We start from the raw sequence: 16,896 nt of genomic DNA, 5'->3' as shown, positions 1-16,896 counted from the left end.
GTGATTATTATGGTTTGTTTTGTTATTTCTCGACCTTCTGTAAAGAGATATTGAACTTGAAATGTTCATGACGGATATTAATAGTATCCGGCACGCCATTGTTATAGTGCTGCATCCATACTGTTACCGCTGGTTTGCGCCGGGACGATTTTTCTATGCGTACCAGCTGCGTACAGGCGGTATCTATAATGTAATAGTTGTTACCTTTTTCAGTAGGCACTACCACATAACGGTAATGGCTATCCGTAGCAATATGTGCTGCGTGTAAATCCGGGTGCAGCAATACCAGCGCAAAATCCTGGCGCAGGGTTTTTACTACTGCTTTTTTATCCATTTTGGCCAGCAGATAGTGTTTGGTAAAGTTGCCCTGTTTATCAAATTCAAAATCAAAGAACTTAAATCCCATTTCATTTGCAAACACTACACGGATACTGCTGTCTGGCATTTGCTTAAAGAACAGGAGCCCGCTGAGGTGATGCTTTAAAATATCTACCTGCGTACTATAGAGGGTAGCATTAAACTGTGGACTGAACTGACGGATACAATTCACGTCACCAGTTGCCGGTTGTAACCCTTTATACACAGATCTGCAACCTCCCGTCAGCAAGGCAATGCCTAATATACTACTTAGCAGAAAATACCGCATCCGGGATGTTTGTATTCAGTTGTTTATGTAAAAAGCTGATGGTGGTATCATCGCCGGATAACTCCGCCATCGTAATTTTTGATACGGAATAATCCTGTTTATCTACCAGCAGTACAATTGACTTAAAATATTCCTTCATCACCTTGTTCACCGGCTCCAGTTCCAGCTTGTAATACTGGGCGTTTTCGGTGGCTTTGGTGGTAAAGTCGGCATTATCCAGTACAGTGCCCCGTACACAGTCTACCGTAATTTTGTTGATCTGCTCAAACAGCTTATTGCTTTTTCCTGACACTTTATTTTCCTTCTGAGCATCTTTTATCCGGATATCTTTTCCGTTGATGACCAGCAGGTAATAAGAAGGCTGCAGGTATTCCATTCTTACTTTATTATCTTTTTTAAACCAGAATTTGCCTTTGGATACAATCTTATCCGACAGCATGCTCAGGTTTTTTTCCTGTACAAAATCGCATTGAATGCTTTGTGTGTTTTGTGCAGCTTTTGCAAACTGCTGTTTCAGCGGCGTCATGTCTGCCACTGGTTTAAAGCCGGTCTGCGCCTGCGTTTGCAGACTTAAAATCCCACACATCAAAATTAAAATCCATTTACACATATGCGCGCACTTTTAACATTTTATCGATCCTTTCCAACTGATATCCTTGTTGACGGATGCCGTGGATCAGTTGTGGTAATATATCGGCGGTTATCTTACAGGTATCATGTAATAAAATAACCGCGCCTGGTTTCAGCTGTTCCAGTATCCTGTTCAGCAATGCTGTTTCATCTTTGGCTACTGTATCCAGTGAGCGTATACTCCAGCCTACCGGCAGATAATTACCTGCTTTCACCGCCCTTGCCAGGTTAGGATTGGTAACACCGTATGGCGGGCGAAACAGGCGTGGCGTAAGCCCTGTAGTGTTTACCGTTACTGCGTCCATCTGCTGCATATCTGTGAGCATGTTGCCGGATAGTTTCATATCGAACCAGAAATCATGTGAATAGGTATGGTTCCCTATTACATGTCCATCTGCGTATATGCGTTTCAGTAAGTGCTCGTTGCCGGAGATATTCTTCCCGATACAAAAAAATGCGGTGGGCACCTGTTCTCTTTGCAGTATATCCAGTATTACCGGCGTATACTCCCCATGTGGGCCATCATCAAAAGAAAGCGCCACTACTTTTTCGGTCGTATCTGCCTTACAAACCACCTTCATAAAAAAACTGGCTTCTATATTTATAGCGCCATGAATAGTGAGTGGCAGAAAGATAAGTACCGGCAAACCATAAGCCCAGAAAGGAATATCGAGCGTCAGGTATTTGTCCAGGAACAACAGTATCCCGAGACTTATAATGGCCACGATATTTACAACTCTGTTGTTTAGCATGCGGTTAGTAATACCAGGGAATGATGTGTTCCCTGATGATGATTATATAATAAAACCTTTTTGATCTGTTTGGGTGCGCGTCCAAAAAACACGGCTGCTTCGGGTACTTCCTGCGCTGCGATGATGGCATTGGCCATCCATACGCCGAAACCGGCGGCCGTGGGATATTCGCCACACAGGTGTTTAAAGCAGCCTTCTGCATGTTCCGGGAACAGGGCAGCAGCTACTTCTTCATATATTTCATCCTGATCTATATCACCATTTCTTCCGGTGATGATCAGGTCAATGTCTGCAGGGGTGCTGTTATTATCTTCCAGGAATTTCATGATATGACCTATCACTTCTCCTTCCCAGAGTGGTTTGTACAGGGTGCTAACACCAGACAGCTCGGCTACGGTGCCGGGTTCTTTGGTGAGGCCCAGTGTAAAAAAGGCGGCGCCTTCGCCGGCAATAGTGCCGCTATCAGGGCTGTTCAGCAGCTCCATCGTTTTTACGGGCGTCTTTTTATAGATGCCGAAACGCGACAGGAGCTGATGGCTGTAGTTGGTAATTTCATCTACGCCACCGGCCAGTATATGCTGAGCGGAGCCTTCTTTCAATATCATGATCGCATCCAGCAGGGCATTTTCGAAGGAAAAACCGCGATGTACGAAAGTGTTATTATAACCATTACAACCCAGCAACAGGGCAATCTGTCCGGCTACGGTGTTGTGGGTACTTTGTATGAAAGCGGTGGGCGTCAGCATTTCTTCCTGCTGATTCACCATTTTAGTTAAAAATAAGCCGGTATCATCAAGGCAGCCATAGGCAGTACCGGTGATGATCGCATCCGGTGCGGTAATACCTGCAGCTTCGAGGCTCAGATGAGCCGCGCCTACCCCCATTTTTACCACACGGCTCATGCGGCGGATCTGTTTCACATCAATCCATTGCTTGTAATCCGGATCTACGGTAGACAGGCGTACCTGTTCGTATTCTCTGGGAGTAGCCAGCAAAGAGCCTCCCTGCGCAGTTTCCTGCGGAGATATACAACCGGTGCCATTTATGTAGATATTCATATAGCTGTTAGCTTTTAGCTGTTAGCAGTTAGCTTGCGTTGTTTGTTTAGCGGATAGCTCACATTGTTCTGAAAGCACTTACTTTATACTTTTAACTCTAAATGCTGGTGTTGGCGGACGCAAGTTACTTGACCGCTTTGACTAGCCCTTAGAAAAAATCAGACTTGAACAGTTGCCACCAAAACCGAATGAATTAGACATCACATGTTGCAGGTCATGACCGGTTGAATATTCGGTTACAGGTGCAAATGGTACTTCCTTCATCTGGTGTTCGAAGCGTGCGTTGGGATAGAGGATGCCTTCCTTTACTGCCAAAGCAGAAAAAACAGCTTCTATGCCACCGCTGGCGCCTAATGTATGGCCGGTGAACGATTTGGTAGAGCTCATGGCCGGAAAATGCGGCGCAAAGAGCCTGTTGATAGCAATTCCTTCAGATACATCATTATTTTGCGTACCAGTGCCATGCAAATTGATATATCCTATTTGTTGCGGTTGTAGTCCGCTCCTGTCCAGTGCGCCTTTCATGGCCAGGTAGTTGCCTGTGCCATCGGGAGAAGAGGCTGTTTGGTGGTACGCATCATTGGCGTTGGCAAAACCGCTGAAACGGCACCATGGCTGCAGCTGTGCAGCCAGACTATCAGATACCAGGACAACATAGCCTGCGCCTTCCCCCAGATTGAGCCCGGTGCGGGTGTCGTCAAAAGGCCGGCATGGCTGCTGATCCAGAATCATAAGTGTATTAAAACCATTCAATGTAAAACGTGTCAGCGCATCTGTACCGCCGGCAATCACCACATCCACCATATTATTGCGGATCAGGCGGGAGCCATACATCAGGGCATTCGCCCCGGAAGAACAGGCTGTACTGATGGTAGACACATGATGACGGATGCCAAGCATATCTGCTACCAATTCGGTAATGCTACCACATTCATGGTGCAATACCTGGTGTAAGCGGCCACCACGTGGGTTTGCGAGGAACTCCGGGAAAAAGTCCTCCGTTTTATCCATTCCACCAACGGTGTTGCCGGAAACAAAACCCACGCGATACTGTGATATATCGCCCAGCCCACTGGATTGCCACGCCTCACGGGCAGCAATCATGCTGAGCAGGGCTGTTCTGCTGATATGTTCCGGCATGCGTGCCATATCGGCAAGTGTGGCATTGTCTGCCTTCACTTCCGCTACCGGAAAGGTATTACGATGAACAGAAGGCAGGTACTGCATAGCAGCCATTCCCGGCTGCATATCCCGGAACGACTGCAAACAGGCCTTTACATTCAGGCCTATCCCGCTGATAACCCCACCACCTGCTATCCACACCTTTTCACTCATGCCTTTACGGTTTGATTTGCTGTAATGTACTCTGCCATTGAACGAACAGAGTGGAATATTTTTGGTCCTTCTTCAGGATTGGCAATGCGGATATTATAATGCTGTTGCAGCAATACAATCAGTTCCAGCGCATCGATAGAATCGAGTCCCAGCCCATCTTTAGAAAACAGCGTCTGATCGCTGCCGATGCTCTCCGGGGTTACTTCCTGTAAATTCAATTGTTCAATGATCTGCGCTTTCAGATCCGACATCAACTTTTCCACTGTAATTTGATTAAAGTTATTAACTATTTGTTTGTTGATAAAACGCTGACAAAGCCGCTGCTGTTAAAGGCTGCGCTTTGTCTGTTCGTTTATTTTCCACGAGGAATAATGCTACCTCATACTGTTGTTCCATTACTTCTACCCAACCACAGATACAAGCCCTTAAAGGCGTTTCTGCCAGCAGCTGTGCCGGGTAAGTGCTCATCAGCGCCGTGTCAAGAGTATCTGACACAAAAAAAGTATTCTCCCCTTTAAAACCATGCCGGATCGATATCTCCCCCATTACAATGTTGGGGAGCGTGTATACGAACAAGGCCGGACTGGCAAAATCCTTCACGGTGGCATAGTAACGCAGATCTGTATCCAGACTGCTACTCCGGTTTGATAATACCATGCCTACCTGTTCCGGCGGCAAGGTATGTACCATTGTATCTTTCAGCAATATTTCCGCCGCCAGCCAGCCAAGCTTGCTGAGGGCATCCATCTTATGAAATTTAGGATACTGACCGGAAAAACGGTCGTAACCTGCCCGCAGAAAATCAGATACCTCCAGCTCCTGCGCTGCCTCCCATAACAATGTACCATTCAGATACACCTTGTTATGACGAATGATACAACTCCCTGTAATATATGCCGACTCACTATTCAATTTCTGAACTACTTTTTAACTTTTCTGTTAATTCTATTGTTCTGGCCAGGCGTTTAAGCGCGGTCTCATGATTTTTGACAAATGGATTATTCATATCCCACACATAACCAGCCAGTACGGAACAAATTTGTCCTTTGATCAGCGGATCCGCATCTTTCTTGAAGAAAATGGTATCCAGGGTACCTTCGTACCAGGCCATTACATAAGAACGGAAGGTATTCACCCCCTGCATGGTTGGCTCCATGTACTCTTTTTCCCAGTCTACGTCCTCACCTTTCAGCTTTCTGATCACCAGCTTTGCCGCTGTTTGAGCAGATACACAGGCCAAAGTTACGCCAGAAGAGAAAATCGGGTCCAGAAATTCTGTTACATTTCCGGTTAACACAAATCCATCACCGTAAAACTTATCAGTAGTAGCAGACCAGGACTGTAAAATCCTTGGTTCAAATACCAGTTCTACATCGCGGAAACGCTCTCTGGTATAAGGTTCTGCTTCCAGTAAAGCGCGATATTTATCTTCATCTGTGCCTGGATATTGTTCAAAAAACTCCGGATCTCCCACAAATCCCAGGGAAGTAACCCCGGTAGCAAAAGGAATGATCCAGATCCAGACACCTTTTTTATGCACAACAGCCGTAATACGGTTAGGTTCATCTGCCATAGAGCGGCGAACATCCACCGTATGGGCAAACAACGCTTTACGGGGTTGCAGATTGGAGTTCTTCTCCAGGTTAAACAGTTTAGGAATTACCCTGCCGTAACCACTACCATCTACTATAAACCGGGCAGCAATCTCAGATTGATTACCATCTTTATCTTCCACAGTTGTCACAGAATCGGACCCATTAAAACGTATAGCTGTCACCGTTGTTTCGTATGATACGGGAACGCCCATACTTTCTACGGTGTCTGCAAGGGTTTTATCAAAATCGGCACGGGTTACCTGCCAGGTCCAGGTCCAACCGGGGGTGTATTGCTCCTGGAAGGTAAAATCACAGGTAGCATCGCCTTTCACGAACTTGGCACCGTATTTCTGCTGAAAACCTTTTGCTTTGATGGCATCGATGAACCCTGCTTCTTCCAGGGCTTCCATACTGCGGGGCAAAAGGCTTTCGCCAATAACAAAACGGGGGAACTTTTGCTTTTCCACCACTTTTACTTTGTACCCTGCCTGGTGAATAATAGATGCTGCTACCGTTCCTGCCGGACCTGCTCCTATTACCAGTACATCAACTTGCTCAGTTTTCATAAGAGATCGATTTTGGGAATTATAGATGATTGTGTGACAATTGGAATTTCTATTTCTTCTTACATTTCAGCAATGTATAATTCATGCCCATCTGATCATTCTCTTCGATAATCGTTAAACCGGCATCTTCAATACATTGAAAGAAATCATCTGTGTGGTACATCTGGCTGTTGCCGTTGGCCATCGCTGTGAAATACAGGGAAGTCTGTTGCAGACAGAAAGCGGCAGACTTAAACTGCTGACGATTCCAGAATGGTTCCAGGATATATACAATACCATCTTCGTTGAGCGCTTCGCGGCAACGTTTCAGGATAGACACAATTTCAGCTTCAGAAAAACAATCCAGGAACTGGCTCATCCAGATGGCATCAAAGCCTTTAGGGAAAGGGAGTTCCTCGTGCAGGATATTGGCAATATGAAAATGTACGCGGTTTTCTACACCAGCATCTTTCATTTTCTGTTGTGCCAGTCCGGCCTGCCCCGGTAAATCAAAGATGGTTACTTCCACATCCGGATCCTTGGCAGTGCAAGCCAGTGCCCACTTACCAGTGTTACCACCAATATCGAGGAGACGTTTTGGATGTTTCTCAAAAACAATATCCAGGGCGGCGGGAGTAGCCAGATCGGAATAGTAGTGGTCGAAGTCGAACCAGCTTTTACCTACTTCAGGTGGCAGCAGTGACAGGCCGGGATAGATGGTATCCCATGGGCCCAGTTCACGCAAGCCGGCGGGCTTTCCTTCTGTGAGGCTTTCCTGCAGGTGATTCATGCCTTTATAGCAGATATCCTGAGAAAAGTCCATGTTAATACGGGTAAGCTGATCATGTAAAATAAAGTAGCCTGTTTTGGTGAGGGTATAGCGTTTATCATTTACGATCACGAGTTCCATACCTAAACCTGCCTCCAGCAATACTCTTACTGCATAGCGGGACATTTTTGTTTGCTCCATTATTTCTTCAATGGTGATGCCTGCAGAACGGCTGTTGCTTACTGCAGTTAAAATGCCCATATCACGCAATGCCCTGGTAGCCTGAAAAGCAACAGGGGCAAATGCCAGACGCAATGCAGCTTCTTTCGCTTCCAGTGCTGTTTTTGTTTCTTTATTAAACACGACAATAACTTGTTTAGCTGTTAAGATTAAAGACCATGGCTGCATTACATCCTCCAAAACCTGATACTGTTTTCAGGAAATGGGCAGATGGCCTGTGCAGCAGGGTATTATTAACGTTGACCGGCATACTTACACCGGAGTTTTCATATCCTTTTGTTGGCAATATTACACCAGCCTTCATGGCCTGCATGCTAATGATCGCCTCTATGAGTCCGGCTGCACCAAGGGTGTGGCCGTAGTATCCTTTGAGACTGTTTACCGGCACCTGGCTTAAACCGGCGTGGTGTAACGCTTTCGCTTCCATTTCATCATTATACAATGTAGCCGTGCCATGTGCGGATACAAATCCGATGTCGGCAGCGGTGAGTCCACTGCCATTTATAGCCAGTTGCATGGCTGCTGCCAGCTCTTCACCAGTACGGGACGGGCCTGATATATGATTGGCATCGTTGCTGATAGCACCGGCGCCCAATGAAAAAGCGGCGTTGTGGTTGTCCCTGCTGAGGATAACGGTGGCAGCACCTTCTCCCAATGTTACCCCGGTGCGGTTGGCATCGAAGGGTTTACAGGGAACGGCACTTACTGCCTGAAAAGATTGAAATCCAGACAACACAAAGCGGGTCAGCACATCGGCTCCGGCAACCACTACGTGATCGTAACGACCCGATTCGATGAGTCGTTTACCGGTTAAAATAGCTACCAGTCCTGATATGCAGGCACTGCTGATAACCATTGGCTGGTTGACTGCCTTAAAATGTGCCGCTATTTTATTAGCAGAAGAAAACAACTGCAAATCTGCCAATGGTACAGTGGCTCCTTCAGGCTGCTGCTCCAGTAGTTCTATATTTCCCTTGGTAGTGGAAATAAGGAAACCGGTACGTTTATCTGTTAATGTAATCCCTGTTTGTTGCAGGGCATTTTGTACAGACGCCACCAGCAGTTTTTCAAATGTCGTGTATCCGTGTAGGTTGTATGCAGCGGTGTATGTATCCAGCTGACCTGGCGCCATCATAGCGCCATAAAACGGAGCAGCGGCATAAGCTGCATTTTCCTGCAAACTTATGCCACTGTTGCCCAGTAAAACCTGGTCAAAATTATCCCGGGTAGTACCGCCCAAAGGCCCCACAATATTATCTGCTACTACATACACCTGTTGCATATCACCCTTAGTTATACCAGTCCGTGTGTTTTTTTCCATTCACTGAAAAAAGCGGGTGTTAACAGTTGCAGGGAGGATGTTTCTTTATCCAGGAATACCTGAACTGAAGATCCTTTTGCCACTACTTCACCTGTTGCCGGATTGGTAAGAATATATTCAAATTTTATTTTGGCGGCCAGATCATCCACATATTTTGTTTCTACTACTACCCTGTCGCCATAGCGTAAAGAGCGTTTGTAATCGCATTGTATGTTCACTACCGGAACGGAGTATCCTTTTTCAAAAATATCCAGGTAACGAAGTCCGTATTTTTCGCCAAAAGCTTCTCTGCCGTCTTCAAAATACTGCACATAATGCCCGTGCCATACTATTCCCAGCGGGTCTGCTTCATTAAATCGTATTAGTATGTTCGTGCTGGCTGTGAGTGTCATGATTTATCCTTTCTTCTTCGCTGGTTTCTTTGTTTCTTTTGTAGCGACACCGGTTTTAGCTTCTTTCTTTTCCGCAGGTGCTACTACTGGTTTTGCATCTTCGACATCTTTGGTATCTGCGTATTTGGTTTTCAGCTTACTGTAGTCATCATCAAAGTCACCCAGTGCGCTTTTGATGGTAGCCAGCCAATAGTTACGCCATGCGAAGCTCCATTTCTGGCCTTTACCGATGTAACGTTCTGTCATCAGTACATTTTTGCGGTCCATATCTATCACGGTGATCCACATAGAAGCACTTTTGCTTGTTTTGCTCATCCCTTCCATGACGATCATTACACCTATACCATGTCTGCCGGAAAAATCGTAAGATTTCACCACTTTGGTGATGTCTTCCGGTTTCAGGCGTTCAAAGTCGGAGGATTCGTCTGACAACAGGGCATCTTTATTAATGCCTTCGTTATGCTTATTTACCTGGGTAATGCTGGTATTGTACTTTTCACGATGAAATGCGCCTGGCACATCATATTTCTTCTGTTCATTTACAATTACCTGGTTAAGGGCAGTAAATTCATGATCTACGATGGCATCTGTTTTTGCAGCTGCATCACCAATCAGTTTTGCCTGGGTAAAGTCCACTCCGAGCCAGAGGAAAGAGGAGTCTTTACTTTCCAGGAAGTTTTTTAATTTCTGAGCATGGGCATCCATTGCGAACATGCTTAAAACCATCAATGGTAGTGCGATAAATTTTCTACAGTTCATATTATTCTAAATTATGGGATTGATAAAGATTTTCATTTCGCATTGTGCCATTACGCGGCCTTCAAACATCACTTTACCGGTTACCATGGTGGCGTTGAATACTTCACCGCCGATTTCCGTAGTGGTTTCAATCATTTGTCCTGCAGGAGGCAGTTCCAGTATTTCCAGGTCTTTCACGGCGCCAATAAACCCTAATGGAACGGGGCTGTTTTCCTGTTTGGCGATATACCCGATGCGGGCAGCTGCTGTTTGTGCAATGTTTTCCATCAGACCAGGGGCGGTGAGGACCCCATTCTCCACAAAAATATTGTCTGCTGCAATGTGAAAGCCGGTTCGGGTTACAGGACCATTCACCTCCAGGATACCGCTAATCATTACGATTGGCGTACGCTGAGGTATATAGGCGGTTATATCATCTGTATGAATAAACATCTGCGCAAGTTATTATTAAATATGAAACACGAAATAACTAGAATTATACGAAATTATGAACAGTAAAAACACGCATTATTCCCAAAAATCGTAATAATTGAACCATTGAACCGGATAACGGTGTACTTTTTCTTCCACGCGCTGCACAAAATCATTCAGTGAAGTTTCCACTCCCTCGTTGCGGCGCCCGTGATACAGTTTGGGTTCAGTCGCATAGAAATGATAGTGCGTGGAAGATTCTTTGAAGGCAAATACGACTGAAACCGGTACCCGGAAAGTAGCGGCCAGCAAAAAGGGGCCCATTGGAAATCGGGCATCCTGGCCCAGAAAGGAAGTAGTCTGTGTTTTATTACCAGGCAGAAAACGGTCGGCGTGCATACATACCATTTCCTTATTATTCAAGGCCTCATTAATGGCATAAATATGTGACAGGTCGTCTTTGATCACAATAATATTCATGTTACGGTCGCCGGTAATGCCAGACAGGTAATCTTTGATACGCTGGTGTTCTCCGTCAAACATGACAATATTGATACGGGTTTGCAGGCGTTTGAACAAATGTCCGGCTACTTCCCAGTTACCCAGGTGGGCACTCAGTAAGATACCACCCTTACCACCGGCAATCATTTCACGCAAATGGTGTTCGCCCTCAAATTCAAAAGTGAATTTATTGGACATATCAGCCATCACTACTACTTTGTCGATCAGCGTTTGACCAAACACATGATAATTACGATACAGACTAAGCAATGAGCGCCACTTGCCGTATCCTATTTTTGTACGGAAATAATGATAGAGAGGTTTTGAGGAGCTCCAGGAAAATGCAAAAAAATAGAAAGCCACGAACCTTAGCAGCAGATAAGCTGGCATTACTCCCCCATTATTAAGCAGGAAAACAAAACAACTATATCCAAACTTACTCCCTTTTGACTTTCCTTGCCAGGAAGGCATTATACCAGTTCTTTTTGTTGTACACGAGTGGCTACGTAATCGTAGAAATCCTGGAAGGTGATGATAGCCTGGAAATCTTCAGGATTTACTTTAAATCCGAAGTTATCTTCTATCACTACCACCATATCAATATAATCCAGACTGTCAAGATCCAGTGTGGACTTCATATTTGCTTCAGGTGTAATTGATTCGGCGTTTGCTTCAAACTCCTCTACCAGAAACTTATTCGTAACAGTAATTATTTCTCTAATGTCCATAAAGTGTGAAATCAGATATAGGTCGTTTTTAAATTTATTTATTGCAACTTAGTTGGTCTAACGATCCTGATCCAAGGACCAAAGTTAAGAATATTTATTGTCCGTTCCACCCCCTTACAATAAGAGAGGAGTTAGTACCTCCGAAACCGAAAGAGTTCGACAAAAATATATTAAAATTTTTATTAATTGTACTGCTCACAATATTTAACCGGGCGGCATCCTCATCAGGATTTTCCAGGTTAATATTGGGTGCTATAAACCCGTGTTTCATCATGATCATGGAATATACAATTTCGCTGGCACCGGCCATCCAGCATTCGTGGCCGGTCATGGATTTGGTGGAGCTGACATAAGGCCTGGAAGCGCCGAATACTTCATGCAGGGCTTTGGCTTCGCTGGCATCTCCTGCCAGTGTGGAAGTAGCATGTGCATTAATGTATTCGATATCACCGGGTTGGAGCCCTGCATCTTTAAGGGCAATTTCCAGGGAACGTACGGGCCCGTCTACTGTAGGATTCGAGATATGTGATCCGTTGGAGGAAAAGCCATATCCCATCACTTCACCTAAAATGGTAGCCCCTCTGTTTTGAGCTGACTCCAGGCTTTCCAGTATCACGGTAGCCGCGCCACCGCTGGGTACCAGTCCATCGCGATCACGGTCAAAAGGCCTGGACGCGCGGGCAGGTTCATTTTCCCTGACGGAGAAGGCGCCAATAGCGTCAAAATTGCCCATGGCATACAGATTCACTTCCTGTGCACCACCGCAGATAACAGCATCCTGCATCCCGTTGCGGATAAACATATATCCCATGCCGATAGCATGGGAACCGCTGGCACAGGCCGCGCTCACGGTAAAGTTAACCCCACGGAGTTTGAAAATAGTGGCCAGGTTCATGTTCACCGTAGAGTTCATGGTCTGGAATACAGAACCGGAACCTACCAGCATGGTATCTTTTTTTGCCCGCATTACGTCATTGGCTTCCACCACTGGTTTTGCAGAGCTGTCATTACCGTATAATAGTCCTATGGGAGTGGAGTCAATATATTCAGGTGTGATCCCCGACTGCGCCAGGGCTTCACTGGTCGCCATATAAGCAAACTCCGCCTGTTCCGGCATCATGATCCTTGATCGGCGATCCAGTACCCCTTTGAGCTCGGGTCTTTCTATATAGCCGGTTAATCCTGACCGGTAACCAAAAGTTTTCCTCTCGGGGTCCAGCACAATACCGGATTTACCCTGATACAATGAATCTCTTACTTCCTGCATATCCTTTCCAATGCAAGAGTAGATTCCCATTCCAGTGATCACTACTCTTTTCATAAGCTCGTAGCTTTTAGCGGTTAGCTTTGATCAGGCATTTAGCTATTAGCTGTTAGCTGTTAGTAAATGCAGCGGAGATTAGCATAACATACGCTTCGCTGCATTTACTAACAGCTAAAAGCTAATGGCTAAATGCTCCTCAGGTGTGCAACCCTCCATTGATGTTTAATACTTCACCAGTGATATAACCCGCTGCTTTGGAAGCGAGGAAAGCTACTGCTTCCGCTACTTCTTCCGGTGTACCAAAGCGGTTCATAGGCACCTGCGCAGCCAGCTCTTTTTCATTCAGTTCTGCTGTCATATCTGTTTTAATAAATCCGGGTGCGATGGCATTTACGGTGACTCCCCTCTTGGCTACTTCCTGGGCCAGGGCTTTGGTAGCGCCGATAACTCCTGCTTTCGCGGCGGAATAATTTGTCTGGCCAGGTAACCCTTTGATACCAGACAACGACACCATGTTAATAATACGTCCGTAACGTTTTAATAACATGTTATTCAATACCTGCTTCGTCACATTAAAAAAACCATTCAAACTGATATTCAATACGTTTCCCCACTGCGCCTCATTCATCCAGAACATCAGGGAATCTTCACGAATACCGGCATTATTTACCAGGACTTCTATCTGCTGATCTTTATTATTTTCTACCCATCCGCCCAACACCTGCTGCACTTCTGCGGCATCTCCCACATTAAATTGCAACAGTTCACCTGTACTCCCTTTTGCTTTTACCGCCTCCAGGGTTTCCAGTGCTGCTGCTTCATTCCCTTTGTAGTTGATGAGTATATGATAACCTGCTTCGGCCATTTTTACACAAACTGCCCTTCCTATTCCTCTGGATCCTCCTGTTACTAATGCACACTTCATTGAATTACAAATTTCGGATTACAAATGATGGCTCATCTAATATGAACTAAAACTCTACGGGCACATTTTTTATCAGGTATTCCTTAATTTTCTGAAGATCCTTGTAACGCGGGCTATCCTCAATAAATTTAGGAAATATTGCTCTTACTTCCTGGTATACCTTATGAGAAAAACCAGCCAAACGATCCTGACAATTCAGGTAGTCTACCGCCTGCAACATCGTCATCACCTGTATGGCCAATACCTGGAAAGTATTTTCTATCACTTTACTCGTCATGATGGCAGCATTACAGCCCATGCTAACAATATCCTGGTTATCGTTGTTATTCGGAATGCTGTGTACATACATCGGGAATGACAACGTCTGGTTTTCCGCCACGGTAGATGTAGCCGTAAACTGAACGCCCTGCATTCCAAAATTGAAGCCAAGTTTTCCGAGATTCATGAACGGCGGGAATTTATGGTTCAATTTATCGTTCAGAAGATAGTTTAATTGTCTTTCTGCGAGCATAGACAATTTGGTAATGGCAATTTTTATTTTGTCCATTTCCAGAGAGACATAATCGCCATGGAAGTTACCGCCATGGAAAACATTTTCCAGGTGATGATCCACTACGGGATTATCGCTCACTGAATTCAGTTCCTGCACCACCAGTTTTTCTGACTGTACCAGTGTATCGTACACGGGGCCCAGGATTTGTGGTACGCAGCGCAGGGAATAATATTCCTGTACTTTATCTTTAAAAATTTCTTCTTCCAGTTCTTTATAGAGATGATCAGGGCGATGGCGGACCATTTTGCTGCCTGTCAGTATTTCTCTCATTTTAGCCGCAATCTGTTGCTGTCCTTCATGCTTTTTCACCGCATTCAGTTCCGCAGACAGGTGGTCGTCAAATGCTTCTACGATTTCATTGATCATGGCAGATAATACCACAGACCATCCAAGGAGTTTTTTGGCTTCGATAAGATTCACCAGTCCTACGCCTGTCATGGCGGAGGTGCCATTGATAATGGCCAGTCCTTCTCTTACGTGAATGCCTATAGGCTTGAGGTTCAATCGGGCAAATACTTCTGCCGTAGGCTGAAATTTATCTTCATACCATACTTCTCCTTCGCCAATCAGTACAAGGGCCAGGTGGGCCAGCTGTACCAGGTCGCCGCTGGCGCCTACGCCACCATGTTCAAACACACAGGGATATACGTTTTTGTTGATCAGATCTTTTAAGAGATGTACTACTTCCGGATGGATGCCTGAATGTGCCTGCATAAAGCTGCTCAAACGTGCGATCATCAGGGATTTTGTATGCAATGGTGACATACATTTGCCTGCACCGGAGCTATGGCTGCGGATCAGGTTATATTGTAACTGGAAGGTATCTTCATCGCTGATGCGGTATTGAGCCATAGGACCAAAACCGGTATTGATGCCGTAGATCAGTTTCTTTGCCGAAAATTTCTCAAGGAATAAAAAACTAGCTTCCACCTGCTGCAGAGCTGCTGCTTCTAATGTCAGCTCTTCTCCACCCAAAAGGACCCTGTACACTTCATCCAGGGACAGCGCCTTACTTCCTATTGCAACCATTTTATCTTAAATTAAATTATTTGTATATGTAAAAAAGTGCTCAAAATTAGCATAAAGCTAGATTTATCCAAATAAATAACAACGGTCCCAAACGAATTACGGGTAATTACGCATGCGATTATTACTTATTTTGCTTTGGGGTCAATACTTATTCTTCCACATGCTGTGTTGGCGGTGTCACCAATACCTTGTCTATACGATGTGCATCCATGTCCACTATTTCGAATGTAAAGTCTCGCCAGGTGAACTTTTCACCAGTTTGCGGAATATGTTCCAGGTGATGCAGGATGAAGCCGGCCAGCGTATCAAAATCCTGCTCAAATTCCGTCATCCAGTCTTCTTTATCAAATTCTTCGAGGAAATCATAAAACGGGATCTGTGCATCTACCAGCCAGGTGCCGTCTTCACGCAGAACCATCTCGTAATCATCACTTTCGGCAGTTTCCGGCATATCTCCCACAATGGCTTCGAGGATATCATTCAGGGTGATCATTCCCAGGAATGTACCATACTCATCCACAATAAAGGCTGCGTGTAAATGCGTTTCCTTAAACTTTTCAAGCACCTGGTAAGCTGTATTATTTTCCGGTACAAACAAGGGTTTGCGGATAATATCAGCCAGTGGCACCGATTTTCCGGCTACGGTATACAGGTCTTTTATGGTGATCAGTCCTTTAATACTGTCTATCTGTCCATCGCAGACAGGATATACAGAATGCAGGCTGTCATGAATTTTCCGCTGATAGTCGCCGGCAGGCTCATTAATATCCAGCCAGGTAATGTCATTCCGGTAAGTCATGAGCGAGGTGATGTTACGGTCGCCCAGGTGGAATACGCGTTCAATGATTTCCTGTTCTGTTTCTTCGATAGCGCCGGAGTTGGTGCCTTCGTTGATAATTGCCTTGATCTCTTCTTCCGTTACGTGTGAATCGCCGGATTTGAGATTAAATAATTTCACCAGCACCGTAGTGGAGGCAGACAACAACCAAATGAAAGGAAAGGTAAGCCAGGAAAGGACCTGCATTGGCTTTGCCATATTTTTGGCAATTGCCTCCGGTTTCGCCAGCCCTATACGTTTAGGTACCAGTTCACCCAGCACCATAGAAAAATAAGTAATCGTCACTACAATGATGGTAGTAGCTACCGCACTGCTGTAGGGCTGTATAACGGGGAATGTATTAAGCCAGGCCATCACATCAGTTTTGATGTTTTCGCCTGAATAAATACCCGTTAAGATGCCAATCAGGGTAATACCGATTTGCACGGTAGAAAGAAAGGTGTCCGGATTATTGGCCAGCTTTAAAGCTGCCTTTGCTTTTTCATCCCCTTTATTGGCCTGGTTTTCCAAACGGATCTTCCGGGCCGAGACCAATGCTATCTCGGACATCGAGAACAGGCCATTCAATAAAATAAGGATGAGGATAATGACGACTTCCATATATA

19 protein-coding genes are annotated in these 16,896 nt (G+C 45.3%); all 19 read right to left on the bottom strand.

All coding sequences use genetic code 11. The features are described from left to right. Positions 1 to 22: 22 nt before the first annotated feature. Entirely contained in the window at positions 23 to 646 is a 624-nt protein-coding gene (gene lolB2, locus AC1DP6_RS15655; protein ID WP_477055655.1) for a flexirubin biosynthesis protein LolB2, read from the bottom strand. Further along, positions 624 to 1,256: a flexirubin biosynthesis/transport protein LolA2 gene (lolA2, locus tag AC1DP6_RS15650; RefSeq protein ID WP_477055654.1), complete on the bottom strand. Its 633-nt coding sequence runs from the start codon at positions 1,254 to 1,256 to the stop codon at positions 624 to 626. Before lolA2 ends, lolB2 begins: the two co-directional genes overlap by 23 nt. Next, the gene (locus AC1DP6_RS15645) at positions 1,249 to 2,028 is read right to left on the bottom strand and encodes a polysaccharide deacetylase family protein (protein ID WP_477055653.1); all 780 of its coding nucleotides are present in this window, start codon (positions 2,026 to 2,028) and stop codon (positions 1,249 to 1,251) included. Before AC1DP6_RS15645 ends, lolA2 begins: the two co-directional genes overlap by 8 nt. Continuing rightward, positions 2,022 to 3,086 carry a beta-ketoacyl synthase N-terminal-like domain-containing protein gene (locus AC1DP6_RS15640; RefSeq protein ID WP_477055652.1) on the bottom strand — a complete coding sequence of 355 codons (1,065 nt, stop codon included), beginning with the start codon at positions 3,084 to 3,086 and terminating at the stop codon, positions 2,022 to 2,024. Before AC1DP6_RS15640 ends, AC1DP6_RS15645 begins: the two co-directional genes overlap by 7 nt. Before the next feature lie 141 nt (positions 3,087 to 3,227). Then, complete coding sequence (locus AC1DP6_RS15635) at positions 3,228 to 4,421, bottom strand: beta-ketoacyl-[acyl-carrier-protein] synthase family protein (RefSeq protein ID WP_477055651.1); 1,194 nt, start codon at positions 4,419 to 4,421, stop codon at positions 3,228 to 3,230. Beyond that, positions 4,418 to 4,684, bottom strand: a complete 267-nt coding sequence (locus AC1DP6_RS15630) for a phosphopantetheine-binding protein (RefSeq protein WP_441572385.1) — start codon at positions 4,682 to 4,684, stop codon at positions 4,418 to 4,420. Before AC1DP6_RS15630 ends, AC1DP6_RS15635 begins: the two co-directional genes overlap by 4 nt. A 19-nt stretch (positions 4,685 to 4,703) precedes the next feature. After that, positions 4,704 to 5,333, bottom strand: a complete 630-nt coding sequence (locus tag AC1DP6_RS15625; protein ID WP_477055650.1) for a hypothetical protein — start codon at positions 5,331 to 5,333, stop codon at positions 4,704 to 4,706. Continuing rightward, a complete protein-coding gene (locus AC1DP6_RS15620; protein ID WP_441572387.1) occupies positions 5,326 to 6,582 on the bottom strand; it encodes an NAD(P)/FAD-dependent oxidoreductase in 1,257 nt (418 codons plus the stop codon). Before AC1DP6_RS15620 ends, AC1DP6_RS15625 begins: the two co-directional genes overlap by 8 nt. A 49-nt stretch (positions 6,583 to 6,631) precedes the next feature. After that, complete coding sequence (locus AC1DP6_RS15615; RefSeq protein ID WP_331956524.1) at positions 6,632 to 7,693, bottom strand: SAM-dependent methyltransferase; 1,062 nt, start codon at positions 7,691 to 7,693, stop codon at positions 6,632 to 6,634. Between the two features lie 13 nt (positions 7,694 to 7,706). Continuing rightward, a complete protein-coding gene (locus AC1DP6_RS15610) occupies positions 7,707 to 8,852 on the bottom strand; it encodes a beta-ketoacyl synthase N-terminal-like domain-containing protein (RefSeq protein ID WP_477055649.1) in 1,146 nt (381 codons plus the stop codon). Positions 8,853 to 8,863: 11 nt separating this feature from the next. Then, positions 8,864 to 9,283, bottom strand: a complete 420-nt coding sequence (locus tag AC1DP6_RS15605) for an acyl-CoA thioesterase (protein ID WP_477055648.1) — start codon at positions 9,281 to 9,283, stop codon at positions 8,864 to 8,866. 3 nt (positions 9,284 to 9,286) lie between these two features. Continuing rightward, positions 9,287 to 10,042 (bottom strand): hypothetical protein, encoded by a 756-nt coding sequence (locus tag AC1DP6_RS15600; protein WP_477055647.1) that lies wholly within the window; start codon positions 10,040 to 10,042, stop codon positions 9,287 to 9,289. Positions 10,043 to 10,048: 6 nt separating this feature from the next. Beyond that, positions 10,049 to 10,474 carry a hotdog family protein gene (locus AC1DP6_RS15595; protein ID WP_477055646.1) on the bottom strand — a complete coding sequence of 142 codons (426 nt, stop codon included), beginning with the start codon at positions 10,472 to 10,474 and terminating at the stop codon, positions 10,049 to 10,051. Between the two features lie 75 nt (positions 10,475 to 10,549). Then, a complete protein-coding gene (locus tag AC1DP6_RS15590; RefSeq protein WP_477055645.1) occupies positions 10,550 to 11,425 on the bottom strand; it encodes an LpxL/LpxP family acyltransferase in 876 nt (291 codons plus the stop codon). Next, positions 11,425 to 11,682: a phosphopantetheine-binding protein gene (locus tag AC1DP6_RS15585; protein WP_441572392.1), complete on the bottom strand. Its 258-nt coding sequence runs from the start codon at positions 11,680 to 11,682 to the stop codon at positions 11,425 to 11,427. The genes AC1DP6_RS15590 and AC1DP6_RS15585 overlap by 1 nt, the downstream gene beginning before the upstream one ends. A 94-nt stretch (positions 11,683 to 11,776) precedes the next feature. Then, positions 11,777 to 13,003, bottom strand: coding sequence for a beta-ketoacyl-[acyl-carrier-protein] synthase family protein (locus tag AC1DP6_RS15580; protein WP_477055644.1), 1,227 nt, complete (start codon positions 13,001 to 13,003; stop codon positions 11,777 to 11,779). Between the two features lie 139 nt (positions 13,004 to 13,142). Next, on the bottom strand, positions 13,143 to 13,871 hold the full coding sequence (gene flxB / locus AC1DP6_RS15575; RefSeq protein ID WP_441572394.1) for a flexirubin biosynthesis SDR family reductase FlxB: 729 nt from the start codon (positions 13,869 to 13,871) through the stop codon (positions 13,143 to 13,145). A 46-nt stretch (positions 13,872 to 13,917) separates the two neighbouring features. Further along, positions 13,918 to 15,453, bottom strand: a complete 1,536-nt coding sequence (flxA, locus tag AC1DP6_RS15570) for a flexirubin biosynthesis tyrosine ammonia-lyase FlxA (protein ID WP_441572395.1) — start codon at positions 15,451 to 15,453, stop codon at positions 13,918 to 13,920. 148 nt (positions 15,454 to 15,601) lie between these two features. After that, positions 15,602 to 16,891 carry a hemolysin family protein gene (locus tag AC1DP6_RS15565; RefSeq protein ID WP_477055643.1) on the bottom strand — a complete coding sequence of 430 codons (1,290 nt, stop codon included), beginning with the start codon at positions 16,889 to 16,891 and terminating at the stop codon, positions 15,602 to 15,604. Positions 16,892 to 16,896 lie beyond the last annotated feature (5 nt).

The sequence above is a fragment of the Chitinophaga sp. 01L420 genome, from assembly GCF_056399985.1.
This window is presented reverse-complemented; position numbering and strand designations above follow the sequence as displayed.

Bases quoted from the DNA above. Each gene is read 5' to 3' on its own strand.
- AC1DP6_RS15635 (WP_477055651.1), bottom strand. From the start codon at position 4,421: ATGAGTGAAAAGGTGTGGATAGCAGGTGGTGGGGTTATCAGCGGGATA.
- flxA (WP_441572395.1), bottom strand. From the start codon at position 15,453: ATGGTTGCAATAGGAAGTAAGGCGCTGTCCCTGGATGAAGTGTACAGG.
- AC1DP6_RS15620 (WP_441572387.1), bottom strand. From the start codon at position 6,582: ATGAAAACTGAGCAAGTTGATGTACTGGTAATAGGAGCAGGTCCGGCA.
- AC1DP6_RS15610 (WP_477055649.1), bottom strand. From the start codon at position 8,852: ATGCAACAGGTGTATGTAGTAGCAGATAATATTGTGGGGCCTTTGGGC.
- AC1DP6_RS15600 (WP_477055647.1), bottom strand. From the start codon at position 10,042: ATGAACTGTAGAAAATTTATCGCACTACCATTGATGGTTTTAAGCATG.
- AC1DP6_RS15595 (WP_477055646.1), bottom strand. From the start codon at position 10,474: ATGTTTATTCATACAGATGATATAACCGCCTATATACCTCAGCGTACG.
- AC1DP6_RS15605 (WP_477055648.1), bottom strand. From the start codon at position 9,283: ATGACACTCACAGCCAGCACGAACATACTAATACGATTTAATGAAGCA.
- AC1DP6_RS15590 (WP_477055645.1), bottom strand. From the start codon at position 11,425: ATGCCTTCCTGGCAAGGAAAGTCAAAAGGGAGTAAGTTTGGATATAGT.
- AC1DP6_RS15585 (WP_441572392.1), bottom strand. From the start codon at position 11,682: ATGGACATTAGAGAAATAATTACTGTTACGAATAAGTTTCTGGTAGAG.
- lolA2 (WP_477055654.1), bottom strand. From the start codon at position 1,256: ATGTGTAAATGGATTTTAATTTTGATGTGTGGGATTTTAAGTCTGCAA.
- AC1DP6_RS15580 (WP_477055644.1), bottom strand. From the start codon at position 13,003: ATGAAAAGAGTAGTGATCACTGGAATGGGAATCTACTCTTGCATTGGA.
- AC1DP6_RS15640 (WP_477055652.1), bottom strand. From the start codon at position 3,086: ATGAATATCTACATAAATGGCACCGGTTGTATATCTCCGCAGGAAACT.
- lolB2 (WP_477055655.1), bottom strand. From the start codon at position 646: ATGCGGTATTTTCTGCTAAGTAGTATATTAGGCATTGCCTTGCTGACG.
- flxB (WP_441572394.1), bottom strand. From the start codon at position 13,871: ATGAAGTGTGCATTAGTAACAGGAGGATCCAGAGGAATAGGAAGGGCA.
- AC1DP6_RS15645 (WP_477055653.1), bottom strand. From the start codon at position 2,028: ATGCTAAACAACAGAGTTGTAAATATCGTGGCCATTATAAGTCTCGGG.
- AC1DP6_RS15565 (WP_477055643.1), bottom strand. From the start codon at position 16,891: ATGGAAGTCGTCATTATCCTCATCCTTATTTTATTGAATGGCCTGTTC.